The organism is Candidatus Binatia bacterium (assembly GCA_023150935.1).
GTDB lineage: Bacteria > Desulfobacterota > Binatia > HRBIN30 > HRBIN30 > JAKLJW01.
This window is the reverse complement of the sequence record JAKLJW010000005.1, coordinates 26,108-52,574: the sequence shown is the minus strand read 5'-3', so window position 1 is coordinate 52,574 and position 26,467 is coordinate 26,108. Positions and strand designations below refer to the sequence as shown.

The window sequence follows — 26,467 nt, the reverse complement described above, 5'->3', positions numbered from 1 at the left end:
TCCCAGTACATCGCCCTGCCGTGTTGGCAACCAACAATCATGCCACTCACACTGCGGCAGAAGTCGACCACTCGATGACCTGGCGGGCTTGCGAGAGAAGCAGGTCGAGGCTGAAGGGCTTCTGAAGGAAGCGCGCCCCGGGCGTGCCGGCGATATCCCAACGTTCCGGGTAGCCCGAAATGAACAGCACGCCGACGTGCGGGTGCGCCTCGCGTAGGCGACGGGCCAGGACGAGGCCGCTCCCACCGGGCATGGCGACATCGGTAACCAGAAGGTCCACGCGATCCATTCCCAGGGACGCATCCATTGCCTCGTCAAGGCATCCCGCCGCACGCACCTCGTAACCGGCCGCACGCAGAACGCCCACGAGCAGCGTGCGCACCTGCTCTTCGTCCTCGACGACCAGCACATGCGTGACGCGGTCCCGCTCGGGCGGCGGGGGCGCAGGCACCTCCGCAACCGGCGGCGCAACCTGCTGCGATCGAGTCTCCCCCCCGCGGGCTCCCGGCTCCCGGGACAGGAAGACACGGAACGTGGTGCCCTGCCCCGGTTGACTCACACAGGAAATATAGCCGCCATGCTGCTTGACGATGCCGAAAGTTGTCGAGAGGCCGAGACCGGTACCGCGGCCGAACGCCTTGGTCGTGAAATAGGGTTCGAAAATGCGCTGCCGCACTTCTGTCGTCATGCCGCACCCGTTGTCGTGAACGGCCAGCATGACGTAGTCACCCGGAACCGGGGGGCCGTCTGCGGGACTTGAAAAGCTGTAGTCCGGGCCCACCGGTATCGTCTCGAGAGTCACCCTGGCAGCGTACCCACCCTCGCGCGATTCGGGCATGGCGTCCTTGGCATTGGCCACGAGGTTCAGAATAACGCGCTCGATTTGCACCGGATCGGCGAGCACCGGCCAGCGCTCCGGGGTGGTGTGGCTCACCAGAGTCACTTGCTCCCCGAGCAAGAGGCGCAACATCGGCGCCATTTCCTCTACCAGTTCGCCCAAATCGATCAGATGCGGTTCGGTTGGCTGTTCGCTGCTGAAGGCCAGAAGCTGACGTACCAGTTGCGCGCCACGGTCGACGGTGGCCTGAATGCGCTCGGCGTCGTCGCGCAGCGGATCGCCGGCCGGTAAACCGGCGGACAGGAACTGCGCGCAACCCTTGATGATCGTCAATTGGTTGTTGAAGTCGTGCGCCACGCCGCCGGCGAGACGACCGACCGCCTCGAGCTTCTGCACCTGCAACAGACGTCGCTCCAACTCTATCCGTTCCTGCTCGGCGCGCTGCCTTTGCAGCGCGTTGAGAAACATCTCTCCCGCCATGGTCAGCAGCGTCAGATCGTCTTCCGTCCACTCGCGCTGGCGCCGCGCCGCAAGGCCCAGGACGCCGATGAGCGATCCGCCGGAAACCATCGGCACTTCGACCAGCGACTCGATGCCGTGTGCGAGCAGGAACCCCCGCGCCCCGCCGTCGGCCGGCAGTTCGTGCGTCCGCGGCACCTGAATCGGTTCCAGGCGGCTGCGCCTTTCGGCCCACCACGGCTCCGTAGCCGCCAGCACCTCGCTCGCCGCCGACCCCAGGGGCTCCAGGCCCACGGCGTACCATTCCTGCTCGACGCACGCGGCGACCTGCTCGGAGAAGGAGACGATGTACCCACGGTCGATCTGGAAGAACTCGCCAATGGCCCGCAGCGCGCTGTGCAGACCGGCAGCGGTATCTTCCGGGGGCAGGTTGATAAAGCTCGTCGAGATGCGGGCCAGCAACTGCTCGAAGGCAACTCGGTAACGCAACGCCTCCTCGGCGGCCTTGCGGCCGGTGATGTCGCGCGCATTGACCACAACGCCCTGAATGCCGGGGTTGTCGAGTTGGTTGTTGCCGATCGCTTCGATGACTCGCCAGGTGCCGTCCCGATGCCGCACCCGGAACTCGACCGGCGGTCCCACGCCGGGACTCTGGGCGACGGCGCGAAAGGCGCCAATGACCGCAGGCAGGTCCTCCGGGTGGAAGTACCCGAACACGCGCCGTTCATGCGCCGGACTCAGATACCGGAAGGTGCCGTCGGCGTTGACGATCATGATCATGTCCGAGGCATGCTCGATGAGCAGGCGAAAACGCGCCTCGCTCGCCCGTAGGGCGTCCTCGGCGCGTTTGCGGTCCGTGATATCGCGGTTGACGCTGACGAACCCGGTAAACGCACCGGTCGGATCGCGGAAGGCAATCGCCTTCGCTTCGACCCTGACGGCAGTGCCGTCGCGACGCTGTTGCAGAATCTCGCCGCTCCATTGCCCGTTATCGACCAGCGAGCGCAGGGCGCGGTCGGCGTCGGTGCCGACGAATTCCGTCGGCATGACGTCCCCGGCATCCCGACCGAGCACCTCGGCCGCCGCCCAGCCGTAAAGGGTTTCGGCGGCCCGATTCCAGGCGGTCAGCCGGATCTCCGGGTCGACCGCGATAACGGCGTCGTTGACGGTATCCAACAGGTCGACCTGATTCGGCAGGGCCGGCGCCCCCGTCCGGGGGGCCTGGCGCGCGACCGACGGGCCGCGCGGCGCCCGCCGCCGACCGCCGGACGAGGTCCTGCGCTTACCTGATTGTCCTGCCACCACGTGTTCCGCCGTGTCCACCGAATCCTTTCCCAAAGCCCGGCGCGACGTCAAGCCAGCCCCACCGTCCCCGCCGCGTGCACTTTGTATCCGAGGGCCTGCCACCACCACGCACGTCACCGGCGCGGCGACCGCAGCGGCCCGAGCAGCAGAAAGCCCGGAGCCACCAGCAGCAGCGCCGCGCCCATGAGCAACCACGCCGGCCCGAGACCGGCCGTGCGCGCAACGAGTCCGGCAGCCACCAGACCGAGCGCACCACCGAACGTCCAACTCATCGAACGCACCGACAGTACCGTGGCGCGCAGCTCGTCGTCCACATGGTCGTTCATCCATGCCTGCACGACCGGATCGGTCACTCCGAAGCCCGCTTCCTGTACGAGCAACGCGCCGACCGCAATTTTGACGTTCGCCGTCAGTCCTACAATCAGCAGCATGGCGCCGCGAACCAGGGCGGCAACCGCCAGAAACCACTCGCGGCGAAAGCGGACGCTGAGGCGCGGAATCAGGCTGCTGCCCGCGAGCACGGCGAGATTGAAACCCACCCAGACCCAGGCCATGAACCACGCCCCCTGCCCGGAGAGGTTCTGCAGTTGCGGCTGCCAATACATATGCATCGGCACGCTGCCAAACGCCGCCACCCCGGTGAGCAGACAGATCGTCAGCAACACCGGCTTCCGGCGCACGATGCCGAAACCGCCGTACACGGTCGCCACGAAAGCGCTCGACATCTCGCGCGGCGAGACGCGCCGGGGCCGGGACGCTTCCCGCATTCCGACCGCTCCCACCACGCCGGTCAGGACGAATGCCCCGGCCGCAATCCCCCAGGTCAACCTCATGTCAAGCTCGGCAACATACCCGCCGCACAGACCGCTGACGATCATGAACCCCCGTGCCACCACCTGGGCCCGGGCAAAGAAGCGATCGGGACTGCGCCGGTCCCCTTCGGCACGCATGCCGTCGACCGCCCAGGCATCGAGCGCCCCGCTGGCAAGCGTCGAACCCAGAGCGTCGACGACCTCCGCGGCCAGGAAGTCGACGAAGGTGTCGGCGTACGCGTAAAGACCGAAGGCCAGCGCCCGCACGGCGCAACTGAGCAGGAATGACACCTTGCGGCCGACCAGATCGGCTACCGCCCCGGTGGGCACCTCGAAAACGAATACCGAGATGAGATACGTCGCACTGACGAGATTGACCTGGAGGACGTCCAATCCGCGCGACAGCAGATACAGGGCGTACATCGGACCGATGAACGACCACGACAAGCTGTACAGCCCGAAGACGAGATAATATGTCCGTTCGGTGCGGGTCATGGGTGGACGTAACCGCCACCCCTATCCCACGGTCTCCCACGGGCTCAACCGACGGCTTCGCACGATCGTGCAATGTCTCCGGTTACGATCTCGCCCCGCACCTTCGGGAGCCTTCTTCGTTCATGCGTGTCCGCTCCACTGCACACGCGACCGCGCGAACCTCCGTCCCCCTCCGAGACGTGGGCGAATTCAATAACCCTAACTCTTGGTATCCCGGCGGATGTTGTAGGCGCGAATCAGGTTGTAAACGGTCGAGCGCGACACATCGAGCCGGCGTGCGGCCTCGACGACTTGCCAGCCCGTCTCGTCGAGCGTCCGGCGCAAAAACTGCTCCTGAAACCGGCGCGTCGCCTCCTGCAGACTGAGTGACGCATCCGTCGATTCGACGCCAGGCGCTTCCGCAAAAATATGCGCCGGCTCGATCTGCGCCAAACCCGCCCCCGTGCATCGTATGACCGCCGCCTGCACAACGTGCGCAAGCTGCCGAATGTTGCCCGGCCATGGCGCCTCCTCCAGGGCTCGCATGGCGTTGCGCGACAACCGCACGCTCGGCAGCCGCAGCCGCTCGCACGCCTCCTCGCAGAAGTATGGCGCCAACACCGCAAGGTCCTCACGCCGCTCCCGCAACGCGGGCAGACGCAACGGCAGCACTTGCAGCCGGAAGAACAGATCCTCGCGAAAACGCTTCTCCATCACCGCGGCCTGCAAGTCGGTATTGGTTGCCGCGATCACCCGCACGTCGGCACGTACCAGCCGCTGCGCCCCGAGCGGAAAATACTCCTTCGACTGAAGCAGTTGCAGGAGCGCCCCCTGAACGCGAGGAGGGATCTCTCCGATTTCGTCCAGAAAAAGGGTACCGCCGTTCGCCGCCGCGACCTTTCCCTCGATCCGGCGTGTCGCCGTCGAATGCGCGCCGGACTCGGCTCCGAACAGCTCGCTCTCGACCAAAGCCTCGGGCAGGGCGGCGCAGTTGAGCTCGATGAACGGCCGCGATGCCCGTGGGCTGTTATCGTGTATGACCCGCGCCAGTTGACCCTTGCCGGTCCCCGACTCGCCCGTGAGCAGCACGTCGATGTCCAACGGCGATACCAGCGCGACCTGTTCCAGCACCTGCGCCAGCGCCCGACTGCGACCGACGACCCCTGCCGCCGACAGTCTGGCTCTCACCGCCGCCGTCGCATCGCCGGACACCTCCGTCACTGCCGCCGCCCGCAATTGCCGGACAAACGGACCGAGGTGACGCGCAAAGGTCTCCGCCCGGGTTATCTCCTCCGCCGTGAACGGCCCGGCGGCAACGCGACCCTGCAAGTAAAGGACGCCCTGCGGCGGATCATCGCCGATGGGCACGCACAGCACCGCTTCGATCTTGCCGGTGCGCACGCTGGTGAGACCCGAAAACCGCGGGTCGAGCAGCGCCGACGCGGTGACGATCGTCGTGCCGGTCGCCACGGCCTCCGCGACGATGCCACGCGACACCGCGGCCTGGACCCGCTCCAGTTCCGCCGTCGAGAAACCGTGCGCGAACCACAGCCGCGGCGAACCGCCCCAATCGTCGTTCTCGTGGATTTCTATGTACCCCTGCCGCGCCTCGGTGACCTCGACCACGAGCTCGAGCGCCTCCCGCAGCAGCGGATCGACCTCGCGCAGCAAACCGAGCTGCAGTAGTCGCCAGTAAAGGTCGCGCTCCCGCTCGACCCGTGCCAGCGTTGCCTGGACGTCCCCAGTAACCGGTGTGCCGATAGCGCCGCTCATTCCGTGCCGCGCTCTATCGCACAATCGACGCCGATCCGAAAGTAATGGCGCCCCCCCACTCCGGGTTTCAGTCGCTCGCAGAACGGAAGCGGAGGCGTCTGACCACCGCAAGGCGAACCAGCACCCCTGGGCGTTCGTCGCTGCGGTCGATGCTGCACAGGTCGTAAACGCCGCCGTAGCGGACATCGCCGCCGACGAGCGCCCGCGCGGTTCCGTCGCGAAGCAACTGATAACCGTCGAAGTGCGTCCAGCGTGGACAGCGCCCCCATCCCTGACGAACGCCGGCGCGCACGTAGACGTCGAACGGCACACACACCAGCCGGTACTCGAACGGGTCGAGCCCCAACACATCCCGGATCACCGACGGCCCCAGACGTTCCAGCCGCGCTTCGAGCACGTCGCGCGATATACCCCACCGCCGGGCCAGGCGCAGGGACTCGATCAATCCCGACACTTCGAGCCGTTCGCTTTCTCCTTCCGCGAAGTCCTCTACCAGAACGCACTCCCGCCCAAGAACGGGATTGTAGAGCGTCCCCGCCGAGGTGACCACGCGCTGGCGGCCGAAGACGCCCAGCACGTCGCGGAACGGCGCCGGCAGTCCAGGGCGGAATAGCGGCCCCCCGCCCGCAGGCGCGGCGCCAGCACACGACGCGGCCCCGTGACGGACGCCGTCCCTGACCACTGCCCCCACCCGTACGTATCGGCGTAACGCGAACGCGCGCAAACCCACACCCGCCGCTCGCCGCACGACGTCGTCCGCAAACGGGCCACCGTGATCGGCGATGCCGCTTCGCCTAACCTTCGGCGCCACCGCGGATCCAAGCGCGGTTCGTATCCCGGCGGCGCCATCCATCAGCGCGTCGAGCAGCGAGGCCAGACGGTCCACCTCGCCGCGCTCGGCCGCCGCCAGCGCCGCCTCCTCGATCGCGTCCGGCCGCGTCTCCGTCGCCTCGATCGCCGCCGCGCCACCGCCTGGCGAGAGGTTGCCGAAGTGCCGGTGTCGGACCTCGTAGAAGTCGCGCCACTCCGCGTCATGCCGCGCCAACGACTCGAGATCGGCGATCACCCGCTCGCGTAACGCGCGCATATCTCCGTTGCCGCGCGTCAGCCGCGAGAACGGGTCCAGGGCGATCCGCCGCCCGCCGTACACGGCATCCCCCAGATGGAGCAGCCCCTCCCGGGCCCCCAGCGCCTGGCGCAGACCGGCGACGAAGGTCACCAGTTCCTTCACCCTCGACCAATCGCGAGCGGTGGCTGCGTGCCGAATCTCGTGCAGCCCGCGCTCGATTTGTAGGGGCGCCAGCCGCAGCCGCTCGTACTCAGCCTCCGCCAGCACCGGCCCCAGGAGCGTCCGCGCCCGCGCCAGATAGAGGTCGCGAAAGACCGGATCGGCATCGGCAAGTGCGGCCAATTGCCGGACCGGACGGGCCTCTGCGTCCGCTCTTGCCGCCATCGATGCTCACATCGCCTTCAGGCACTCGGCGTGGGCGTCGGCCGCGGCGATTCCACCACCGCAGCCCGGCGACCGCCGCCCAGAACGCGAACGAAGATGCGCCCGGCGTCATCGAACAGCGTGTAGACGACCGGCACGACGAGCAACGTAAGGAAGGTCGAGGCCAGCAATCCGCCGATCGACACGATACCCATCGGATTACGCCACTCCGAACCGTCGCCGGTGCTCAGCGCCACCGGCAACATGCCGAAGATCGTCGAAACCGCCGTCATCAGAACCGGGCGCATCCGCGTCGGACCCGCCTCCAGAACGGCATCGTACAGCCCCAACCCGCGCTCCCGCAGGGTGTTCGTGTAATCCACCAGCAGGATGCCGTTCTTCATCACTACTCCCATGAGCATCAGAAAGGCGATCTGGCTCATTAGATCCAGCGGATAACCGAGGAGCCATACCGACGCGAACGCCCCGATGAACGAGAGCGGAGCCGACAGCATGATCGTGAAGGGGTGAACGAAGGAATTGAACTGCGAAGCCAGGATCATGTAGATCGCCACGAGCGCCAGGAAAAAAGCGAATCCCACGGCGGCGGTGGTCTCACGCAGTCGCTCCGACGGTCCGACGGCATCGAGCTCGTACTCCCCCTGGATGCCAAGCTCCCTGGCGATCCGAATCACTTCCTCGTCTGCCGTCCCGGCCGCCTTGCCGTCGAGGTTGCCGTACACCGTGATCGACCGCGTCCGGTTTTCCCGGTCGATCTGGACCGGGCCGCTGCCGATGCGCGGAACAACCAGATTGCGCAACGGTACCAGCGCGCCGTTGGCCGAGCGCACACGCAGGAAGTCCAGCTTCGTCGGGTCGTCGCGGTACTCGGGCCGTACCTGTAATCGCACGTCATAGCGTTCGCCCTTCTCCTCGAAGGTCGTCGCCTCGTAACCGGCGAGAAGCGCGGCAATGGTCCGCCCGATCTGCAACGCCGGCACGCCGAGATCGGCGGCCCGCTCGCGCGCTATGTCCAGCGCGATCTCCGGTTTCCCGGTCTCGTACGAGATGTTGATATCGGCGTAACCCCCTTGCGCGCGCATCCTCTCCACCAGCGACCGGGCGTAGTATTGCAGGCGGTCGATGTCCGGACCGCGCAACGAATACATGATCTGCGCGTTGCGCGAGCCAGGGAAGTTAATCATCGGCACGTCCTCGACAGCGTAGTCGGCTACCGGCAACTGCAACGCCCGGATGCGCTCACGCAACGTGCTCATGATCGCCTGCTGCGAACGGGTCCGTTCGCCCTTCTCGACCAACTGCACGTAGACGATCGCCTCGTTGACCCTCTTTTTGAGGCCGCCACCCACGGTCGAGAACACGGCGACGACCTCCGGATACTTCTCCAGCTCCGCCTCGAGCGCCCGGCTTGCAGTCTGCGTCTGCGCCACCGTGCTGCCCAGCGGAAGCTTCAGCCAGACGTTGAATTCGCTGCGATCCTCCGAGGTCACGAAATCCACCGGCACCCGCGCCGCTATCGCCACACCACCGAGCACTGCCGCCAGCGCAATCGTCACCACTATCGGGCGATGACGCAGTCCCCAACCAAGCACCCGCCGGTAACCGGCCTCGAGCGCCCCGTAGCCGCGCTCCAGCGACCTGTAGGCAAGGGACTCGCGGTTTTCGATGCGCAGATAACGCGAACACATCATCGGCGTCAGTGTCAGCGACACCAGCATCGAGTTCAGCACCGCACACGAGGCCACCAGACCGAACTCCCGGAAGAACCGTCCGACGACGCCGCTCATGAAGGCAATTGGCACGAACACCGCGCACAACGCCAGTGTCGTCGACACCACGGCAAGGCCGATCTCCCCCGTGCCGGCCGACGCGGCTTCGCGTGCGGTCTGTCCCAGCTCCATGTGACGGTACACGTTTTCCAACACGACGATCGCGTCGTCGATGAGCACCCCGATGGAAAGCGACAACGCCATCAGGGTCATTGTGTTCAGCGTGAACCCGAAGAAATAGAAATAAACGAAGCTGCCCAGCAGCGACGACGGAATCGCGATCGCCGCGATCAACGTCGAGCGCACGTTACGCAGGAACAGCAGTACCACTGCCGACGCCAGCACCGCTCCCCAGGCGAGATCGACCGCAACATCGCGGATGGCGCTGCGAATGAACCGCGACAGGTCCATCGCTTCGATGATCTCGTACCCCTGCGGCAGGTTCTTCCGGATCTCGTCGAGTTGCCCGCGCACGGCGTCCACCACCGCCACCGTGTTTTCGCCCGACTGGCGGCGCACGAGCATGGCCACCCCTCGCTTGCCGTTGAGATACGAGACGGTGCGCTCGTCGGCCATGCCGTCTTCGACCCACGCCACGTCGCGCAGGTGCACGACCCGGCCTTTCCGCTCGAGTACGACAATCCCGCCGAAGCGACTGGCGTCGGTGAGCTTGCCCTTGGTCTTTACCGTGTACTCGTGCTGCCCGGTTTCGATGCGTCCTCCCGGCAGCTCGACGTGCTCGCGCTGCAGCGCCGCCAGCACATCGTCGACCGACAACGCGTAACCGGTCAGCCGGATCGGATCTATCCAGATGCGGATCTCGCGGGGTCGGTTGCCGACCAGCTCGACGCTACCGACGCCGGCGATGCGCTCGATCTGTGGCTTGATACGCTTGTCGACGTACTCGCTGAGCGTGCGGATCGAATGCGGACCCGCCACCATCACCGCGAGAATCGGCGACGAGTCGGGATCGACGCGGTCGACCACCGGCGGCTCGATGTCGCGCGGCAACTTGCCGCGCACGGCGGCGACTTTATCGCGGACCTCCTGCGCCTTCCCCTGAATGTCGTACTCGAGCTCGAACTCGATGAACAGCAACGACAGCGAATCGCTGGAGGCGCTGCGCAGCGTCCGGATCCCCTCGATCGTATTGATCGATTCCTCCAGAACCTGCGACACCATGCGCTCGACCGTCTCGGGCGCGGCGCCCTCGAGCACGGTGGTCACCGTCACGATCGGGAACTCGACGCGCGGAAACAAATCGAGGCCGAGTCGGGGAATCGAGATCAGCCCGAGCAGCACCAGGCCGCCGATGAGCATGACCGCGAAAACCGGCCGCCGAATCGACGTGTCGGCCAGTTTCACGACTTCGCCTCTTGCGGTGCCGCGGCCACTCGGACGCGCATCCCCGGCGCAATCGAGCGCGCCGCTTCGCCGACCAGCACCTGATCGCCGACGTCCACTCCCCGCAACACCTCGGCCGCTTGCTCGGAGGTCAGGCCGATTTCCACCGGTACCGCCACCGCGCGCCCGTCGCGCACGACAATGACCCGCGTCCGGCCTTCCTCCGTTCGAACCGCATCCGCGGGTACGACGAGCACGTCGAACTTCGAGCGCGGGATGATCTCCACCAGCGCGAACACCCCCGCTTTCAGCCGCCGGTCGGCGTTCGGTACGCGCATCTTCACCAGGTAGGTCCGCGTCGCCGGGTCGATGCTGTCGCTTACCGCCGAAACCGCGGTCTCTATAGGGTCGGGAATCCCCTCGACCCGCAGGAGCGCCTTGTCGCCTGCCTCCACCACGGCCAACTGGCTTTCCGGAATCGAGGCATTGGCCTCCAGCTCCGCCGTCTCCTGCAGCACGACCACGATCGTTTGCGGCTGCACCAGCGCTGTCGTGCCTTCGTCCACCAGACGTCGAGCAACCGACCCATCATAAGGCGCACGCACGACGGTGCGCGAAACGTTGTAGCGCGCCAACGCCAACGTCTCGGCCGCCTGACGTTCTCGCGCCTGAGCCACCGCTAGCTGTGTCGTCAGCCGATCGAAGTCCTGCTGCGACACGACCTCCTGCTTGCGCAACGTTCGCGAACGCGCGAGGTCGCTCTCCAGTTGCGCGCGCTCGGCCCTGGCCACGTCCATGACCGCCTCCGCCTGCCGCAACGCCATTTCGTACGGGACCGGATCGATCTCGAACAACGGCGCGCCAACCGCGACCCGATCGCCCTCCGCGACATGAACCTTCTGAACTCGCCCGGTCACCTCGGTGCCGATCTGACTTTCTCGCGACGCCACCAGACTCCCCGGCGCCAAGACCGGCTGCAGAATCTGTCCGCGGCGCACCACCGCGGCCGTCACGTCCACCACCGGCTCGCTTGCCGCGGCGGGCGCGAGCGGGGTGGCCGGACCGGCAGCCACCACATCGGTGCGCCGGCAGGCAGATGCCGCCGACAGGGCGGTCACCACCATTAGCGCCACTCCGGTGCGCGCCGCGGCGCGCGCGTTAAAGAACCTTTCGCTTGTCAGCACGCGGCCCCCTGCCCTTCACCCGGTCGGAACGTCGGTTGCATGTGGCGGCTCCGGAAACAACGGTCGATTACACCCTTAGCGCGCGGTTATGTCCAGTACCGCCCGCACCCGCCCTCCCAGGCCGGCACCCGGCCTTTGCGCCGGTTGCCCCGTCCAGGGCACAGAAGGTCACCACGTCGCCGTTCGCCCGTCCCCGGGGGCCTTCGGCGCCCTAAGCGGCCGAACGCGCCGGGGTCCGTATCGCTATTGCCTTCGGTACCGACCCACCTCTGTCGCGGCACACTCGGCGCCGTGCCATCTCCTCACGCGTGGCTCCAGCTCGTTACTCGCACCCGACCGCCGCCAAGAAACGGCCGGCTTCGATCTCGCGAACCCGCCCCTCGCGTACCAGTCGCTCGAGATGCTGTCCCATGCTGCGCCGCTCGCAGGCGTCCGCCCATGGAACGGCGTCTTGTGGCCGGTATACGAAACGGTGCGCCACAATGTCCTCCAGCGATCTCGGCACCCTCAGGAAGGCGAGTAGCCTCTCCTCCCGTGAACGAATCACGGCGGCAAACTTGTCCAGCCGTGTCAGGAAGGCAGCCCGGCCATCCACCACACCCACGTGATGAAAGGTCGCATACCACCGCGCATCCACGTCCCGGATCAACGCAATACTCCGCTCGAAGTCCTCCAGCGACGACCAGGCATCGCCGTAGTACGGGCCGAAACTCGAAAGGTCGATGTCTCCGAGATAGAGCACCTCGTCGGGTTCGACGAAGAAGCAGCAGTGGCCGCGCGTATGCCCTGGCGTGTGCAGAGCCCGGACTCGCACCCCGCCACCCAGATCGAAGACCGCATCGCGATCGAAGCCCGAGGCGTCCGGCCGGGCCACGTAGTGGAATTCCTGCACGACGGTGTGCTCGAACGCCGCACGCATGGCGTCCTCGAACCCGTAGATCTCCATCATGCCCTCGATGGATACGAATCCGGGGCGATCGCGCTCGTGTACGTACCAGGGCACCTCCGGGAATAGATGGTTCCCGGCAAGATGATCTTCGTGGCAGTGGCTGTTCAGGACAAAATCGATCGGCGGCAGCTCGCCGCGCCGCGCGACGATCGATAGCGACGGATCGATGAGCACCCGCCGCTCGGTGCCGCTCACCAGCACGGAGTTGCCGAACGGGTAGCGCCCGCCGCGCTCGCCGATGATGACGGTTGTATGGCCCAGGTCCATCACGGGTGTATCACCACTTTTCCGTGCGTTTGTCGGCCGCCCAGCGCGGCCAGCGCCGCCGGCAAATCCTGCAGCGGGAACACCTTGTATATGACTGGCGTCAGCTTGCCCTCGTCGTACAGGCGGAACAACGCCGCGAACGTCTCCGGAATTCGCTGCGGCTCATGGATCGCATAGGCACCCCAGTGCAGACCGATAACGGCAATGTTCTTGAGCAGGATGCGATTCGCTTTCACCTCCGGTATGCGCCCGCCCGCAAAACCAATGACCAGCAGGCGTCCGCTCCAGGCAATGCACTTGAGCGACAGGTCGAAGGTGTCGCCGCCGACCGAGTCGTAGACCACATCGGCTCCATGCCCGCCGGTTATCTCCTTAACTCGCGCTACCCAGTCCTCGCCGCGATAGTCGATCAGCGCGTCGGCGCCGGCCCGGCGCGCCACCTCGAGTTTGTCCGGACCGCCGGCCGTGGCGATCACGCGCGCACCCAGTGCCTTGCCGATCTGCACCGCCGCCAATCCCACGCCGCCAGCCGCCGCGTGCACGAGCAGCCATTCGCCCGGACGTAGCTGCGCCCGGTAGACGAGGGCCGCGTAAGACGTCGGGTATACCACCGGAAAGGCGGCAGCCTCTTCGAACGACATGCATGCAGGTATGACGAACGCGGCCCGCGCCGACACCGCGGCCCGTTCCGCGTAAGCGCCGAACGGCACGGCGGCCAACACGCGATCCCCCACCGCGAAGCCCTTGACCCCCTCGCCAACCTCCGTCACTACCCCCGCCAGTTCGCCGCCGGGAACGAACGGGAACGGCGGCTTGAGCTGATACTGCCCCTTGACCAGAAGTATGTCGAAGAAGTTGCAGCCCGCGGCCCGCACCTCCACCCCGAGCGAACCCGCCGGTACCTCCGGTGGGGCCACCTCCGTAACCCGCAAGTCGGCAGGGTCGGTCCATTCATTCACGACAATGGCACGCATGCGGCCTCCCTAATCCATCCTGTGTGGTCGGCAGTGCCCGAGGGACACTCGGAACGAGCGCTCCCGGGTGAGCACCGAGCGGCGACGACGACCGAGGGCAACGAGCCGCCGCCCATCCTGTCGTCGTTGGCCTCCGACCCACACCGTGCTATGGCCTTGGACCCGTCGTCAATCCCCGGGGGTGAACGGATGCGAATGCTCAAGGCCGGCGCCGCTGTTGTTCTCGCGATCGCGCTTGCAGTCGGGGGCTATGTCCTCGGCGCATACTTCCAGCTTTACGGCGAACACGAAGGCGCGGGAACACCCACCGACAGCCGCATCCCCGCGGCGCTGGTGCAGGCGCGCGCCAGGACCGACGCCGTGGCCGCCCGCGCCGTCACCACCTCGCAACCGAAGCAGATCCTCTTCGGTGATTTCCACGTCCATAGCACCTACTCGACCGATGCATTTCTCTGGAGCCTGCCCATGCTGCAGGGCGAAGGCGCTCACCCCGTGTCCGACGCCTGCGACTTCGCGCGCTTCTGCGCTGCCCTCGACTTCTGGTCGATCAACGACCACGCCGAGGCCAGTACGCCGCGGCGCTGGGCGGAAACCAAGGAGGCGATCCGCCAGTGCGAAGCCGTTTCCGGCGATCCCAGTAACCCGGACGTCGCCGTCTTTCTCGGCTGGGAGTGGAGTCAGGTGGGCGCCACGCCGCAGGACCACTACGGGCACAAGAACGTCATCTTCAAAGGACTCGCCGACGACGAGGTGCCCACGCGGCCGATTGCCGCCGCCGGGATTGCCAGCGACGGACTGCGCGGATCGGTAGGCCGCGTGCCGCTCCTGCTGCCGTTGCTCGATTTCCCCAACCGGCAGCGGTACTACAACTTCATCGAGTTCATGAACGAGGTTCGGAGCGTGCCCGACTGCCCCAGAGGCGTCGCCAGCCGCGACCTGCCGCCCGACTGCTACGACTCCGCGGCGACGCCGGCCGATCTGTTCGAAAAGCTCGACCAGTGGGGTTTCGATAGCGTCGTTATCCCGCACGGCAACACGTGGGGTTTCTACTCCCCGCCGGGCACGACCTGGGACAAGCAACTGGCCGGGAAGATGCAGGACCCCGCCCGGCAGTTCATTGTCGAGGTCATGTCGGGCCACGGCAACTCCGAAGAATACCGCAGTTGGAAGGAAGTCGAGTTCGACGTCAACGGTACACCACGTTGCGCCGCGCCGACGGAAGACTACCTGCCGAGCTGCTGGCGCGCCGGCGAAATCGTTGCCGCGCGCTGCGCCGCCGCCGGTCTCGGCAAGGACGAATGCGAGCGGCGCGCCGCCGAGGCCCGACAACGATACGCGGAAGCGGGCATCCTCGGCCCCTGGGCCGTCCCCGGCAACACCGCCGAGGAGTGGCTGGACTCGGGTCAGTGTAAGGACTGCTTCATCCCGTCGTTCAATTATCGACCCGGAGGGTCGGTCCAGTACGCACTCGCCATTTCCAACTTCGACGACCCCGGCAACCCGCGGCGGTTCCGTTTCGGCTTTATCGCCTCCAGCGACAACCATCAGGCCCGCCCCGGCACGGGCTACAAAGAGTACGGCCGCCTCGGTAACACCGAGAACGGCGGTGCGGTCAGCGCGGAGTGGCGCCGGCGTCTCCTGGGAGAACGTCCGGCACCCGAGCCCAGGGCCGTCGTCGTCGACATACAGGAAGTCGGCCGGCGCGGCTTCGCGGCGCTCGAAGCGGAACGACAGGCGTCGTTTTTCATGACCGGTGGCCTCGTCGCCGTCCACGCCAGCGGGCGCAGTCGCGACGAGGTCTGGAACGCCGTCAAGCGCAAGGAAGTTTACGGAACCAGCGGCGATCGGATTCTGCTCTGGTTCGATCTCTTGAACGCCGACAGCCCCGGCGGGGGCATCGCCAACGTCCCGATGGGCAGTCAGGTGCGGCTCGGCCGCACGCCGCGCTTCGAGGTTCGTGCCGTCGGAGCGTTGAGACAGAACGCCGGCTGCCCGGACTACGCCGCTCAGGCGCTGACGCCGGAGCGCCTTGCCAGCCTCTGCAAGGGCGAGTGCTACAACCCGTCCGACCAACGTAAGCGGATCACGCGTATCGAGGTGGTCCGGGTTCGCCCGCAGGTCGCACCGAACGAGGCGATTGCCGGACTGATCGAGGACCCGTGGCGCACCTTCGCCTGCGAACCGAGCGAGGCTGGTTGCGTCGTTCAGTTCGAGGACCCCGACTTCGTCGCTGGCGCACGCCCGGCGGTCTACTACGCCCGGGCCATCGAGGAGCCGAGCCCGGCGGTGAACGGCGCCAACCTGCGCTGCAAGTTCGACGAGAACGGACGCTGCATTCAGGTCAATCCGTGCTGGGGCGACTACCGCACTCCGAAAGACGACGATTGCCTGGCGACCATCGAAGAGCGCGCCTGGTCGTCGCCGATCTACGTCGATCCTACGAGCAGCCCGCGCCCTTGAGGGGACGCCGGCTGGGCTCCCCGCTTCCGATCGTCGACGGCAGGCGGGAATTGACGATTCACTCAGCGCAGTCGCGGTCGCAGGGCCGCGTAAGGGCCTTCCACCGGCAACAGGAAGTTGGTTACTCCGCCGATCCCGTCGACCGAGAGCGCCGCCGTTTCGACGCCGGCGCTCTCCTCCGCGGACCCCACCACTCCAAGCAGCACGGCGTGCCCGTCGACGACGCTGACGTCGTACCGCGTCACGACGAGGTCGCCGGCGCCGGCAATCGCAGCCTTGATTTCGGCCGCCTTTTCGACGTCCTCGGCCAGAACCGTAGCGCCCCCTGGCGCAACGGGCAGGTAGTAGTTCACGGAGCGCAGACCGGTAACGCCCTGCGCCGCGGCCACCAGTGCATCCGCCTGCGCCCGGTTGTCCACCCGCCCGACAATAAATCCCCGCGCCATGTACACGTGGGGGCTGATCCCCAGGGCGGCCAGAGCGTCGTCCGTCATGATCGCGCGGCGCAGATCGAGTTGCATGATCTGGTCCTCTGCCTGAGCCCGCGCACTCAACAGGCTGCCGGCAGCCTGTGCCATCTTACGGTACGGCACAAAGCCACCGCACGCCGCCACACCGCCAACGAACGCCATCGCCACGGCCAACGAGGCGGCCCCCATCCAAACCCGATTCCGCATCGCGATCGTTCCTCCTTGCACGCAAGGCCACCGCACGCGAGTGCCCGGCGTCGACGCCTGCCCATCTCGCCGGTTCGACCAGGCTCTCGCGTTCGGCGCCCGCCAGGGCGCCGTAGTCGTAGAGCGTTCCGCCGAGGTCGAAGAGAACGGCACGTGCTGGGATCATCGGCGTCTTCCGAACCACATCGCGAGTCTAAAGTCCAAGGTTGACTCCGCGGCGCACTCCGTCGACTCTGCGGGCATGGAGATCGTCGTTCTCGACGGCCAGACGTTGAACCCGGGTGACAATCCGTGGGACGCGCTCGCGCAACTCGGGTCCCTGACCGTCTACGATCGTACGCCTCCGGAACTGGTTGTCGAGCGGGCCTGCGACGCAAGTATCGTACTGACCAACAAGACGCGTCTCGCGGCCGACGTATTGGAGCGGCTCCCGCGTTTGCGCTTCGTGGCGGTGCTGGCCACCGGCTACGACGTCGTCGATGTGGCAGCGGCGCGGGCGCGCGGCGTTGCGGTGTCGAACGTCCCCGAGTACGGGACGGACTCCGTCGCGCAGCACGTCTTTGCCCTGCTGTTGGAGCTATGCGCCCACGTCGCCCTGCACGACGCTGCCGTTCACGAGGGCGAATGGAGTCGCGCGGCGGATTTCTGTTTCTGGCGGCAACCGATCGTCGAGCTGACCGGGCTGAAATTCGGGATCGTCGGATTCGGTCGGATCGGCCGGCGGGTGGGAACGATCGCGCGGGCTTTCGACATGCAGTTGCTGGCCACCCGTCCGCGGGGCATGGACGCCGCTCCGTACCCGCTGACGTGGCTCGATGTGCCGGAGCTTTTCTCGGCGGCCGATGTGGTCAGCCTGCACTGTCCGTTGACGCCGGCGACGGCGGGCTTCGTGAACGGTACCCTGCTCGCGCGCATGAAGCCGACGGCGTACCTGATCAACACGGCGCGCGGGGGGCTCATCGACGAAGCCGCGCTTGCGGCGGCGCTCGACGCCGGCCGGCTCGCGGGCGCGGCGGTGGACGTCACGTCGACGGAGCCGATCCGGGCGGACAATCCGCTGCTCGGCGCCCGCAATTGTCTAATCACGCCGCATGTCGCCTGGGCCAGCCTGGCGGCGCGCCGCCGGCTGATGGCGACAACCGTCCGCAACGTCGAGGCGTTCCTCGCCGGGTCGCCGATCAACGTGGTTAACCTCGATACGACAGAATAAATCCGCAGATGACGCAGAGTTCTCAGCGCGGGCTTCGCCCGCAACCCATTGCGGATTGCGGAATGCGGATTGCGGAACTCATGAATCCCTCGTCCGCAATCCGAAATCCGCATTCCGAAAGTTTTCGCACCATGCGACGAACTCGCGAACTAGTAACCTAGCGCGGGCTGACACCCGCAACCCAATGGTGGCACCGACCCCGTTCGCCCCGAGTAGGAGCCCTTCCCCCGGGCTCCGTATCGAGGGGCGCGCCCCTGCCGAGCCTGTCCCTCGATACGCGCCAGAAGAAGGCGCTACTCGGGACGAACGGGAAGGCACTGCCGCTCCATGGCCTGAAGATTTCTTCGCGCCGTGCGCGCACACTCGGAAATCGTAAAACAGATCAGGCGCCGGAATCGCCGCCCGCGGAACTCGTCTTCGAACCCATGGCCAATGAGCTTCGGATCGGCTCCTGAGCTTCGAGGGCCCCGTCACTGCCGGCGGCTGTTTGCCGGCATCTGCGTTCATCTGCGCCATCTGCGGACGGCAGATTTGTTCTCACATCAGGGTTAACGAAGAAACCCGCCCGCCGCTCCGCGGGGACCGCAGGTATTCATTTTCGATCCACTCCCTGGCTTCGCCTTGCGGCGGGAAGCGGCCAGGGGAACAGACGCGAAGGTGGGAACGGAATCGCCCCCTTTACCGCATTACAATCCGCCACGCACGGCGCGGGCGTAGTTCGCATATGCCTTGCCCGCCCTCGACACGTGACCGCTATCGAAGAACACCACCCAGGCATCGCTCGGGGTAACCGCATCGGTCGTCGACGACCAGTATATCGCCGCCATTGTCGTTCCGAAGATCGGATCGATGCACGGCAATCCGCTGCATGTAACGGGGGAAGTGGACAGAAGCCGAATCGTTGCCAGCTCCGCGATGGTAGGGAGACGCCAGTCGCACTGGCCGGTGAAGCAGGCGCCGCCGTTCAGGCTCTGCAGCAACCCCGAGAAAACGGTCCCGTCGGCGTCCGCGGAACCGGCGCTCCAGGTGTAGGAATTGTTCACGTCGTGCACGGTCCCGTCGCCCGTCTTGCGCTCCCATACGAGCCCGGTGAGCTTGTCCGTAACCGTCTTTCCGTCGACGTCGGTCTCGAACCGATTTCCGTCACACGGTCCCGCCCCGATCGCCCGCAGCCTCGACCAGTTCGCGGCGTACTTGACGGTACACTTCCAACTGGCCGCAACGGAGGGGTCTCCCACCCCGCCCGAGCCGTGGTGCCTCCCCATGGCCTTCTGATGGCAGGCGGCATACTTCGCTGCCGCTCGATAACGCTCCCGATGGCAGTGTTGCTCCGGCGTTTCGGCGCCGTAGACGGCACTGGGCATGCAACCGGCAACGACACCCCCGGCGATCCCCAGAACTATAAGTCTTGCCAACATGGCTCTCCCCCGTGGCCCCATGGCCGTGTCTGGTTCCCGTTTTTGCGACCTTGCTCCGGATCCGGTCTCTTGTCAAACAAAAAGGCTGCATTCGCAGAAGGGTATCTATCTTCGGACCGAACGCCTTCTCGACGCGGATGGCCATCTCGGGCGACCGCGCCGCGTGGCCGTTGAGCAAGGCCGAGAGCGCAGGACGGGTGACGCCGAGGGCCTTGGCGGCGTCGGTTACCGACAGGACGCTGCCCGTCACGCCGCCGAGAATGCCCTGCTGGATCGGACGGTGTTCGCCATCAGCCCAAAAGCCTACGCCGACTTCGTCGCGCGGCTGGATGCGCCGCCACGGCCCAATTCCCGCCTGCGGCGCAGCTTGCAGGCGCCCGCGCCATGGGAGAAGTAGGTCCGCTGCTGCCGCCCGCGCCGCTGACGGAGCAGGACGAGATCGGCGGCTTCAATTCGGGCGAGCCGAGCCTGGACGATTGGCTGCAGCGCCCTGCCCGGGGGAATCAGGCGAGCGGCGCGACGCGTACGTACGTCGTCTGCCGAGGGCGGCGCGCCGTCGCATATTACGCCCTGGCCGCTGGTGTAGTTGCGGCGGACAGTGCAACCGGGCGCCTGCGGCGGAATATGCCGAGCCCTGTTCCGGTGGCGGTGCTGGCGCGCCTGGCCGTGGATCGCGAATGGCAGGGACAGGGCATTGGGCGGGCCATGTTCCGCGAGGCGGCGCTCCGCGTGACGCAGGCGGCGGACGCCATCGGCATCCGCGGCATCATCGTTCACGCGCTTTCGGACCGGGCGAAGAAGTTCTACCTCGCTTTGGGCTTCGAGGAGAGCCCTTGCGAACCGATGACCTTGATGGTGACCCTGTCCGACATCCGCGCTGCCATTTCCGGCACGTAGCCCTGGGGCGGCCGCTTCTGGCGACCGTGTGGGCCAGAATATCGTTGCCCGCATCCTGATTCCTGCGCATATAAGCGGCTTTCTTCCGCTTACGAAATGTAGACGCAGGAACGGGGTTTAGCGCGGAATATTGCGGCACTCCGCTGGCAGTGATCGACCGGAACTAACGGCTGTTTCCTCGGCGCCATCCACAGCGCGCAAGAATCGACGATCGGCTTGCGTTTGTCACCGCGATACGGAGCGCGGAATCGCCCCGCACGATGGCGAGAAGCCCTTGCGGAAAGAAAGCGTCCCCGACGGGATTTGAACCCGTGTTGCCGACGTGAAAGGCCGGTGTCCTGGGCCGGGCTAGACGACGGGGACGTATGTTGGGCAGCGACCGCCGGCGCAGACACCCGGCGACGAACAGCCCCTCCTGTGTACCGATATGCCCTCGGACGATCAAGAGTCCGCTTTACTCGAAGTCTTACGCGCAGTGCCGGGGGCTTCATTGACGTGGCCGGGGATCGTTGCCATGTAGTCGGGCGCGGTCAGACCGATGGGCCGCGTGCAGGAGGTGGAGGAAAGGCATGGCAACGAAGACCCCCAGGAAGAAGACCGCCGGAGCCCGCAAGGGTCCGGCCGTGAAGAAGCCGGCGACGGCCAGCAAGGCGGTAGCCCGGAAAGCCCCGTCGAAGAAGACCGCCGCGCGGAAGGCCGCGGCCCCGCGTGCCGCCAGCCCGTCGACACCCGCAAAGTACGATCAGGCGGGCGCCCCGTGGTGGAAGAAGATTCCCCTCCCCTTGCCGAGGTGACGCGCCCCGCTTGCCGGGGCCGGCGCAGGAGCTTACACTCGCGTCACATCGGTTCAGAGTCGGGAGGGTGAGCTATGAGCACCGAGCAGGTTGAGCTGCGCCGGGACTGCGAAGCCGTGCAGATTCCCGCCGGCTACACGGTTACGTTACCGAGGGGTACGGTCGGCATCATCACGCAGTCGCTGGGCGGCACTTACACCTTGCAGGTGCCCAGCCTCGGGGGGCTGTTCCGCATCTCCAGCGCCAATGGCGACGCCATCGGCAAGGCGGACGAGCAAGCGGCGCCGGGGGCAGCGGCAGCAACACAGGGCGATCTCGAATCCCAGGTCTGGACGCAACTGAAGACCTGCTACGACCCCGAGATTCCCGTCAACATCGTCGATCTCGGCCTCGTCTACGACATGCAGATCAGCGACCTGCCGGAGGGCAAGCACCGGGTAGATGTGAAGATGACCCTGACCGCCCCGGGATGCGGCATGGGCGGGCACATCGCCCAGGATGCGCGCTACAAACTCCTGCAGGTGCCGGGGATCGGCGAGGCCGACGTCGAAGTCGTCTGGGAACCGCCGTGGAGCCCGCAGATGATTTCGCCGGAGGGCCGGCAGTCACTGGGGATGGACTGACGGTCGGGTCGGAGGCTGTCGGGCGGCGAACGCTCAGGCGACGGGCCCGGAGTCGAACAGTCTTGCCGGAGCGTCAGTCCGAGATGATCACCGGCGTACCGACGGGCACGGTGGCGTAGAGGTAATCGATATCGGCGTCGCTCACCGCGATGCAGCCTTCGGTCCAGTCGAGGCTCATATCGCGGCCGCTCTGGCCGTGGATGCCGACGCGACCGCCGAGGGGGGTGCTCCATGGCGGGACGGTGCGTTGCAGGTTGGCGAAGAAGATGTCGCCCCACTGGTCAGCGCTGATCAGGCGGCGAGCGAAGCCGCGGTCGGCGTCTTCGCGGTTCGGATAGCTGAGCCCGAGGAAGCGGTGAAAGCGGCTGTTGGCGTTCTTCTCGCACACGTAATAGCGGCCTTCCGGGGTGCGATTATCGCCGCGTACGAGCTTGGCACCGACCGGGGCACGCCCGAGGGCGACGGTGAACTTCCGCACGAGTTGTTTGTTGTCGACGAGCACCATCTCGTGGCGCCGCTTGAAGATCCGCAGGGACATGCCGGTATCGTCGCTGGCCGCCGCGGCCCGTCCCGCGCCCCCGAGTACGTTCAGGGCGACCACAAGCGCTCCCCACCCCAGCCGCCAACCCCACCGCATAGCAATCCTCCCGTGCCTGTTCGTCATATTGGATGCGACGGACCCGGCCCGTCTGCCGGCAGGAAACCATCGGCGCGCGCGGCGGTCAAGCGCGGAACGCGGGGACGGCCGATCGGGAGCTGCGCGGCTTGACGCCGGCGACTGTGCATCGCTAAAAGATCGACTTCGCCACGCGGGTGCGGTCGTAGCGCGATGCCGCACCACAAACGGGCCGCTAGCTCAGTTGGCTAGAGCAGCTGACTCTTAATCAGCGGGTCGTAGGTTCGACTCCTACGCGGCCCATTCGAGAAAGCCCCGAGAAATCGGGGCTTTCTGCGTTTCTGGCGCCGGCGTCGCCGCCGGCCATTCGGGGGCCTGGAGGCACCCTGCAGGCACAGCGGAGGAGAAACAGGGTCGACAGCGGCAAGTGCGAGGCCGGCGATTTCTCCGCGGCGACGGGCGGCCGGCAGCCTCAGCGCCTGTCGGGTTTCCTGGCCTTGTGGCTGCGGACTCCCTGCTCAGACACGGAGATGTGCGATTCGGTCATGCCGCTCTTGAAGGGGTGGTCCCCGAGGCCGGCGCGCTCGTGCATTCCTGTGATGAGCGCCTCGACGCCTATCTTTGCGAGCCTGGCGTTCTGCAGCGTGCAACACTCCTCGCACCGCGTCCTGGGTGAGTGCCGCTCGGGATCATCGCGGACGCTGATCATCTTGGTCTCTTCGAGGATCTCGGACCGGCCGTGCGCCAGAGCGTCCCGAAACCGCAGGAGCTGGCCCAACGTCTGGTACGGTCGCCGCGAGAAATCCGGAGCGATACCCAGGGCGTCGCAGAGCACATCGTATTTTTTCTCGACCCCGCGCCGTTCAGGGTACGACCACAAGCTCAGCAGATGCTCACCGAGGTGATTCAGGTACGCCTCGAACGTGAACGCCGTCAGGAGCAAGGCCCCCATGGTCGTGTAGTAGTTGTCGTCCTAACCCCACTCCGACTTCGCGATGAGCACGTCTGCGCCGTGAGACAGATCGACGAAAGTGTGCCCCTCTCGGCGGCTGCTGAAGCTGGAGTCCTTGCCCATCCTGGTCCCCTCCAATCGTCGAGTTCCGGCTCGCACGACCAGGCGGCTGGGCCGGCCGGCGGACTGACCGTCAGTTCCGCTGCCGGTTGTGCACCTGCCGCCCGTACTTCTCGAACGCATCGTCGTCGAACGCCGGTAGTTCCTTCACCCTCTCCACGAGTGCGTCCGGGGTGGCCTGCTGGCCCGGCGACTCGATGAGGGCGAGGAGCATGTGGAGGTCGGCGCGATTGGGTTCCGCGATCATGCGGGGACTCCTGACAGGGGGCCGTGCCTGTCGCAAGCGGTTACGGGCTGATCGTTCCGCGCACCATGCCGACGAGCAGATCTCTCAGGACATCCAATGCGAACCCGCCGGCCTTCTCCTTCATGAGTGTCGTGGCCTTGGTCCACCTGGTCTTGTCGCGCGCGGCGTCGAGGAAGTCGTGCCCCTTCATGGAGAGGTCCAGCGGCAACCACGCCGGACCGGCATTGCTGGACGCCTTGATCGCTGTGATGAACCCCGCATCGACCAGCAGGCGCAGATGGTAGGCCACCTCGGTATCGGATCGGTCGGCAACGTGGAGCGTCTCCCCCCGCGCCTCGGCTGGACGCTCCTCCATCGCGATGAGGATCTCGCGGATCAGGTCCATATCGCGCTTCACGATTCAGCTCTCCCCTTGCGTCGATGTGCGTTCTGCGGCGCCCGCGTCGACGGACCCGTCACTACTGGCCCGCTCCAGGTTCAACGCCAACAGCCGGCCCAGAAGATCGTCGTCCGGCAGGTCTGCCGGCCAGCCGTAAGCGGCTGCCACCGCCTCGTCCAGGGCGCGATGGGCGTTCACGAGCCAGGTCGGCCTCTGGTTGTAGAGCGCGGTGAGGGTCCGGCGCTTCAGCTCGCGGGCCGCCCCGTCATCGGCAGGAACGATGCGCGGGTAGTGGACGGTTCCGATGCCGTCTGCACCGGGTTCTCGAACATGCCTGGCCCAGGGTCCGTCGATGCTGCCGGGAAACGTCAGCACCTCCTCGCGCGTCCACTCCGGCGGGTTCAACCACCGCTCGCGCAGAGCGTTCAACTCGGCGGCCGCGGCGGCGATTGCATCCCGCTGGCGGTCGGTCGGTTCGGGGAAAGGGAAGGTCTCGAAGCACGTGGTCGGCGTGTAGCGAAACCCCGATTCCCTCTCTCGCACCTGGGTGCCATGAACAAGCGCCCACACCTCATGGAACCTCGAATGCAGCGCGCCGAACGAAGAGTCGTCATCCCGCGTCACCACAATCAGTTGATGGTCAGGAAGAGTCGGGCCGGAGATCCAGACGAACAGCCGGTGCTTGGCGACCGTTGGCGTCGCGAGAAAACGAGGCAGCTTCGCGAGCGCCGCTCGCATAGCCGGCCTGGGCTCCATATGGATCCACCAGCGATCACGGTACGTCGGTCGTTTGTTAGCCTGGCGAAATGGGAAGACTTTCGCGCGCACATACTCGAACGCGGCTTCGAACCGAGACGCACTGCCTTGATCGAGCGTCGTTCCGAAGTCGACGATCCAGCAATCCCGGTTGCGGCGGGTGATGTCGAGCCCGTTCACCCACGGGACAACGACGTCGCTTGTGGGTCGTCCGGCAGGGTTCGGCTGCAGGAGCAGTCGTACCGCAGTCGTCGCGTCGATGTCGAAGTCGCCTCCTTTGGTGTCGCCCATGAAGCTCAGGTTCAAGTTGTCCTGAAGGCGCCGTGCGGCTGTTACGTCCGCAGCCGCGGTCAGGTTCGTGTGGATGCTGGCCACAGTGTGGCCGTCCAGCGTCCGGCCTTTCTCGGAGCCGTCGTCAAAGCCGAGCATCGAGATGTGAACGTTCGCGCCGTTCAGAATCCATTCGCGATCGCTCACGGCAAAGAACACATCGCCCGTGGCCTTGATTCGCGGAATCGTCTCCCGGTCGGCAGCAGGCCGACATCCTCAGCGAACATGCAGAACACGACGCGGTCGAGAAACCGGGCCACCGCATCGGCTTCGATGCCGCGATCGCGCAGGCGCTGCGCCAGGGTGGCGAAGCGGGCTGCCGCGTCCTCGGTGATCGCCTGGCGGGTCAGTCCCGGCCGCAGCCGTTCGGGGTCGTGGAACAGATGCCGGAGCAGTTCGATTGACGCCGGTGTGCCAATGTTGGCGAGGGTGATCTCGTGCACCCGCTTTGCGGTGGCGGTGAAGTTCGTGTGGATGACGATACGATCGGTGTCGCAGACGACGAGCAGCGGCGGGTTGCCGAGGGCTTCCCGGTACTGCAGGAGCTGCTGATAGGCGGCGTCGAGGTCCTTGTGGCGGCCCTTGTACTCGAACGCGAAGGCATCGCGCTTCCAGACGTCGGCGAACCCGTCGCCGCCGGTGGACTTGGAGGCGCCCTTCTCGAAGCAGAACGACTCGCCGGTGGGGTCGACCTCCGCCGGCTTCGGGTGCCCCACCAGGTCACAGAGGTCGAGGAAATGCTGCTGGTAGCTGGCCCGCTCGGTCAGGTCGGCCCGGCCCCATTTCGCGGTGAAGGTTGCCGGTGTCATGGCTGTGCCCATCCGGGCCAGAGCGTATCGTCGATTTCCCGGCGTTTCCCAAGAGCCCGCTGGTGCACCTGGCATACTCGCTACTCGCCATCGCCCTTCTGCCGGTGCCAGGCTCCCGCGCAGGCGGACAAACTCAACGGCACCAAAGAACTCGACAGCCGCGAGGGGTCACGTGACAGGGTGCTGTTGGACACCCATCACCCCTGGTCACGGGTCGCCGGACTCGCTACCGCGCTGCCGCGACCCGTACCGGCGAGCCCACGCGGGTATCGGGCGGCTTAGGGTTTGTGTGATCGCCGCGAGGACGCCGTCGGCGGCCCGGGAGCCACTGCACTGCTTGACCCCGCGGCGCTGTGCTCGCGTCGAACACGTCAATGTCGAGAACTATGCGCGATGGGGAGCCATTTCGGGCAACCGCCGGATCAGACCGCCGCCTGCACCTGCGGTTGCCAGTTGGGTGCGTCCGAACGTAGTTGCGCGTACAGGTATCTCGTCAGCCGCCCTTCCTGCTCTTGCGCCGGAACGCGCGCTGCCACTGGTTCTTCGCCCCCACTCGCGCAACGCTCCAGCGCCACGTG

Annotated in this window: 21 protein-coding genes, 2 tRNA genes and 2 pseudogenes; 7 read left to right on the top strand and 18 right to left on the bottom strand. The window is 66.4% G+C overall.

Going from position 1 to position 26,467, the window contains the following annotated elements; translation table 11 throughout:
- Nucleotides 1-46: 46 nt before the first annotated feature.
- From L6Q96_05250 to L6Q96_05215, 8 genes are all read right to left on the bottom strand, one after another.
- Nucleotides 47-2,620, bottom strand: a complete 2,574-nt coding sequence (locus L6Q96_05250; protein MCK6553974.1) for a PAS domain S-box protein — start codon at nucleotides 2,618-2,620, stop codon at nucleotides 47-49.
- A gap of 95 nt (nucleotides 2,621-2,715) precedes the next feature.
- The gene (locus L6Q96_05245) at nucleotides 2,716-3,909 is read right to left on the bottom strand and encodes an MFS transporter (GenBank protein MCK6553973.1); all 1,194 of its coding nucleotides are present in this window, start codon (nucleotides 3,907-3,909) and stop codon (nucleotides 2,716-2,718) included.
- Nucleotides 3,910-4,107: 198 nt separating this feature from the next.
- Nucleotides 4,108-5,661 (bottom strand): sigma-54-dependent Fis family transcriptional regulator, encoded by a 1,554-nt coding sequence (locus L6Q96_05240; GenBank protein MCK6553972.1) that lies wholly within the window; start codon nucleotides 5,659-5,661, stop codon nucleotides 4,108-4,110.
- Nucleotides 5,662-5,728: 67 nt separating this feature from the next.
- The gene (locus L6Q96_05235; protein MCK6553971.1) at nucleotides 5,729-7,114 is read right to left on the bottom strand and encodes a hypothetical protein; all 1,386 of its coding nucleotides are present in this window, start codon (nucleotides 7,112-7,114) and stop codon (nucleotides 5,729-5,731) included.
- Nucleotides 7,115-7,131: 17 nt separating this feature from the next.
- Nucleotides 7,132-10,248 carry an efflux RND transporter permease subunit gene (locus L6Q96_05230; protein ID MCK6553970.1) on the bottom strand — a complete coding sequence of 1,039 codons (3,117 nt, stop codon included), beginning with the start codon at nucleotides 10,246-10,248 and terminating at the stop codon, nucleotides 7,132-7,134.
- Nucleotides 10,245-11,411 (bottom strand): efflux RND transporter periplasmic adaptor subunit, encoded by a 1,167-nt coding sequence (locus L6Q96_05225; protein MCK6553969.1) that lies wholly within the window; start codon nucleotides 11,409-11,411, stop codon nucleotides 10,245-10,247. The genes L6Q96_05230 and L6Q96_05225 overlap by 4 nt, the downstream gene beginning before the upstream one ends.
- Before the next feature lie 322 nt (nucleotides 11,412-11,733).
- The gene (locus tag L6Q96_05220; protein MCK6553968.1) at nucleotides 11,734-12,627 is read right to left on the bottom strand and encodes an MBL fold metallo-hydrolase; all 894 of its coding nucleotides are present in this window, start codon (nucleotides 12,625-12,627) and stop codon (nucleotides 11,734-11,736) included.
- Complete coding sequence (locus tag L6Q96_05215) at nucleotides 12,627-13,601, bottom strand: NADPH:quinone oxidoreductase family protein (GenBank protein MCK6553967.1); 975 nt, start codon at nucleotides 13,599-13,601, stop codon at nucleotides 12,627-12,629. Before L6Q96_05215 ends, L6Q96_05220 begins: the two co-directional genes overlap by 1 nt.
- A gap of 189 nt (nucleotides 13,602-13,790) precedes the next feature.
- Here L6Q96_05215 and L6Q96_05210 point away from each other — a divergent pair, with 189 nt between their 5' ends.
- Nucleotides 13,791-16,061, top strand: a complete 2,271-nt coding sequence (locus tag L6Q96_05210) for a DUF3604 domain-containing protein (protein MCK6553966.1) — start codon at nucleotides 13,791-13,793, stop codon at nucleotides 16,059-16,061.
- A gap of 62 nt (nucleotides 16,062-16,123) precedes the next feature.
- On the opposite strand, the gene L6Q96_05205 is transcribed toward L6Q96_05210, so the two are convergent.
- A complete protein-coding gene (locus L6Q96_05205; protein MCK6553965.1) occupies nucleotides 16,124-16,738 on the bottom strand; it encodes a BON domain-containing protein in 615 nt (204 codons plus the stop codon).
- Between the two features lie 241 nt (nucleotides 16,739-16,979).
- On the opposite strand from L6Q96_05205, the gene L6Q96_05200 reads away from it, so the two are divergent.
- Nucleotides 16,980-17,948 (top strand): D-2-hydroxyacid dehydrogenase, encoded by a 969-nt coding sequence (locus L6Q96_05200; GenBank protein ID MCK6553964.1) that lies wholly within the window; start codon nucleotides 16,980-16,982, stop codon nucleotides 17,946-17,948.
- A 686-nt stretch (nucleotides 17,949-18,634) separates the two neighbouring features.
- On the opposite strand, the gene L6Q96_05195 is transcribed toward L6Q96_05200, so the two are convergent.
- Together L6Q96_05195 and L6Q96_05190 are read right to left on the bottom strand one after the other, a co-directional pair.
- A complete protein-coding gene (locus L6Q96_05195; GenBank protein ID MCK6553963.1) occupies nucleotides 18,635-19,366 on the bottom strand; it encodes a DUF1566 domain-containing protein in 732 nt (243 codons plus the stop codon).
- Between the two features lie 85 nt (nucleotides 19,367-19,451).
- A pseudogene (locus L6Q96_05190) lies at nucleotides 19,452-19,601 on the bottom strand (HigA family addiction module antitoxin).
- Here L6Q96_05190 and L6Q96_05185 point away from each other — a divergent pair.
- A complete protein-coding gene (locus L6Q96_05185; GenBank protein MCK6553962.1) occupies nucleotides 19,530-19,763 on the top strand; it encodes a DUF1778 domain-containing protein in 234 nt (77 codons plus the stop codon). The pseudogene L6Q96_05190 and the gene L6Q96_05185 sit on opposite strands and share 72 nt — an antisense overlap.
- Nucleotides 19,751-20,263, top strand: a complete 513-nt coding sequence (locus tag L6Q96_05180) for a GNAT family N-acetyltransferase (protein ID MCK6553961.1) — start codon at nucleotides 19,751-19,753, stop codon at nucleotides 20,261-20,263. The genes L6Q96_05185 and L6Q96_05180 overlap by 13 nt, the downstream gene beginning before the upstream one ends.
- Nucleotides 20,264-20,551: 288 nt before the next feature.
- On the opposite strand, the gene L6Q96_05175 is transcribed toward L6Q96_05180, so the two are convergent.
- Nucleotides 20,552-20,626 (bottom strand) — tRNA-Glu (locus L6Q96_05175).
- 206 nt (nucleotides 20,627-20,832) lie between these two features.
- Between L6Q96_05175 and L6Q96_05170 the strand changes: the two genes are divergently transcribed.
- On the top strand, nucleotides 20,833-21,057 hold the full coding sequence (locus L6Q96_05170) for a hypothetical protein (GenBank protein ID MCK6553960.1): 225 nt from the start codon (nucleotides 20,833-20,835) through the stop codon (nucleotides 21,055-21,057).
- Between the two features lie 74 nt (nucleotides 21,058-21,131).
- Nucleotides 21,132-21,680: a putative Fe-S cluster assembly protein SufT gene (sufT, locus tag L6Q96_05165; GenBank protein MCK6553959.1), complete on the top strand. Its 549-nt coding sequence runs from the start codon at nucleotides 21,132-21,134 to the stop codon at nucleotides 21,678-21,680.
- A 73-nt stretch (nucleotides 21,681-21,753) separates the two neighbouring features.
- Here sufT and L6Q96_05160 read toward each other — a convergent pair whose 3' ends face one another.
- Nucleotides 21,754-22,317: a L,D-transpeptidase gene (locus tag L6Q96_05160; GenBank protein ID MCK6553958.1), complete on the bottom strand. Its 564-nt coding sequence runs from the start codon at nucleotides 22,315-22,317 to the stop codon at nucleotides 21,754-21,756.
- A gap of 208 nt (nucleotides 22,318-22,525) precedes the next feature.
- On the opposite strand from L6Q96_05160, the gene L6Q96_05155 reads away from it, so the two are divergent.
- Nucleotides 22,526-22,599 (top strand) — tRNA-Lys (locus L6Q96_05155).
- 169 nt (nucleotides 22,600-22,768) lie between these two features.
- Here L6Q96_05155 and L6Q96_05150 read toward each other — a convergent pair.
- From L6Q96_05150 to L6Q96_05130, 5 genes and pseudogenes are all read right to left on the bottom strand, one after another.
- A complete protein-coding gene (locus L6Q96_05150; protein MCK6553957.1) occupies nucleotides 22,769-23,248 on the bottom strand; it encodes a hypothetical protein in 480 nt (159 codons plus the stop codon).
- Nucleotides 23,249-23,441: 193 nt separating this feature from the next.
- Entirely contained in the window at nucleotides 23,442-23,615 is a 174-nt protein-coding gene (locus tag L6Q96_05145) for a hypothetical protein (GenBank protein MCK6553956.1), read from the bottom strand.
- A 40-nt stretch (nucleotides 23,616-23,655) separates the two neighbouring features.
- The gene (locus tag L6Q96_05140; GenBank protein MCK6553955.1) at nucleotides 23,656-24,012 is read right to left on the bottom strand and encodes a DUF2513 domain-containing protein; all 357 of its coding nucleotides are present in this window, start codon (nucleotides 24,010-24,012) and stop codon (nucleotides 23,656-23,658) included.
- A 3-nt stretch (nucleotides 24,013-24,015) separates the two neighbouring features.
- A pseudogene (locus L6Q96_05135) lies at nucleotides 24,016-24,246 on the bottom strand (hypothetical protein).
- Nucleotides 24,247-25,223: 977 nt separating this feature from the next.
- Entirely contained in the window at nucleotides 25,224-25,889 is a 666-nt protein-coding gene (locus tag L6Q96_05130; GenBank protein MCK6553954.1) for a hypothetical protein, read from the bottom strand.
- Nucleotides 25,890-26,467: the final 578 nt, after the last annotated feature.

What these genes read in the sequence shown, in the direction of transcription:
- L6Q96_05245 (MCK6553973.1), bottom strand. Translation starts at nt 3,909, where the DNA reads ATGACCCGCACCGAACGGACATATTATCTCGTCTTCGGGCTGTACAGC.
- L6Q96_05240 (MCK6553972.1), bottom strand. Translation starts at nt 5,661, where the DNA reads ATGAGCGGCGCTATCGGCACACCGGTTACTGGGGACGTCCAGGCAACG.
- L6Q96_05235 (MCK6553971.1), bottom strand. Translation starts at nt 7,114, where the DNA reads ATGGCGGCAAGAGCGGACGCAGAGGCCCGTCCGGTCCGGCAATTGGCC.
- L6Q96_05220 (MCK6553968.1), bottom strand. Translation starts at nt 12,627, where the DNA reads ATGGACCTGGGCCATACAACCGTCATCATCGGCGAGCGCGGCGGGCGC.
- L6Q96_05215 (MCK6553967.1), bottom strand. Translation starts at nt 13,601, where the DNA reads ATGCGTGCCATTGTCGTGAATGAATGGACCGACCCTGCCGACTTGCGG.
- L6Q96_05210 (MCK6553966.1), top strand. Translation starts at nt 13,791, where the DNA reads ATGCGAATGCTCAAGGCCGGCGCCGCTGTTGTTCTCGCGATCGCGCTT.
- L6Q96_05205 (MCK6553965.1), bottom strand. Translation starts at nt 16,738, where the DNA reads ATGCGGAATCGGGTTTGGATGGGGGCCGCCTCGTTGGCCGTGGCGATG.
- L6Q96_05200 (MCK6553964.1), top strand. Translation starts at nt 16,980, where the DNA reads ATGGAGATCGTCGTTCTCGACGGCCAGACGTTGAACCCGGGTGACAAT.
- L6Q96_05195 (MCK6553963.1), bottom strand. Translation starts at nt 19,366, where the DNA reads ATGTTGGCAAGACTTATAGTTCTGGGGATCGCCGGGGGTGTCGTTGCC.
- L6Q96_05180 (MCK6553961.1), top strand. Translation starts at nt 19,751, where the DNA reads ATGGGAGAAGTAGGTCCGCTGCTGCCGCCCGCGCCGCTGACGGAGCAG.
- L6Q96_05170 (MCK6553960.1), top strand. Translation starts at nt 20,833, where the DNA reads ATGGCAACGAAGACCCCCAGGAAGAAGACCGCCGGAGCCCGCAAGGGT.
- sufT (MCK6553959.1), top strand. Translation starts at nt 21,132, where the DNA reads ATGAGCACCGAGCAGGTTGAGCTGCGCCGGGACTGCGAAGCCGTGCAG.
- L6Q96_05160 (MCK6553958.1), bottom strand. Translation starts at nt 22,317, where the DNA reads ATGCGGTGGGGTTGGCGGCTGGGGTGGGGAGCGCTTGTGGTCGCCCTG.
- L6Q96_05150 (MCK6553957.1), bottom strand. Translation starts at nt 23,248, where the DNA reads ATGGGGGCCTTGCTCCTGACGGCGTTCACGTTCGAGGCGTACCTGAAT.
- L6Q96_05145 (MCK6553956.1), bottom strand. Translation starts at nt 23,615, where the DNA reads ATGATCGCGGAACCCAATCGCGCCGACCTCCACATGCTCCTCGCCCTC.
- L6Q96_05130 (MCK6553954.1), bottom strand. Translation starts at nt 25,889, where the DNA reads ATGACACCGGCAACCTTCACCGCGAAATGGGGCCGGGCCGACCTGACC.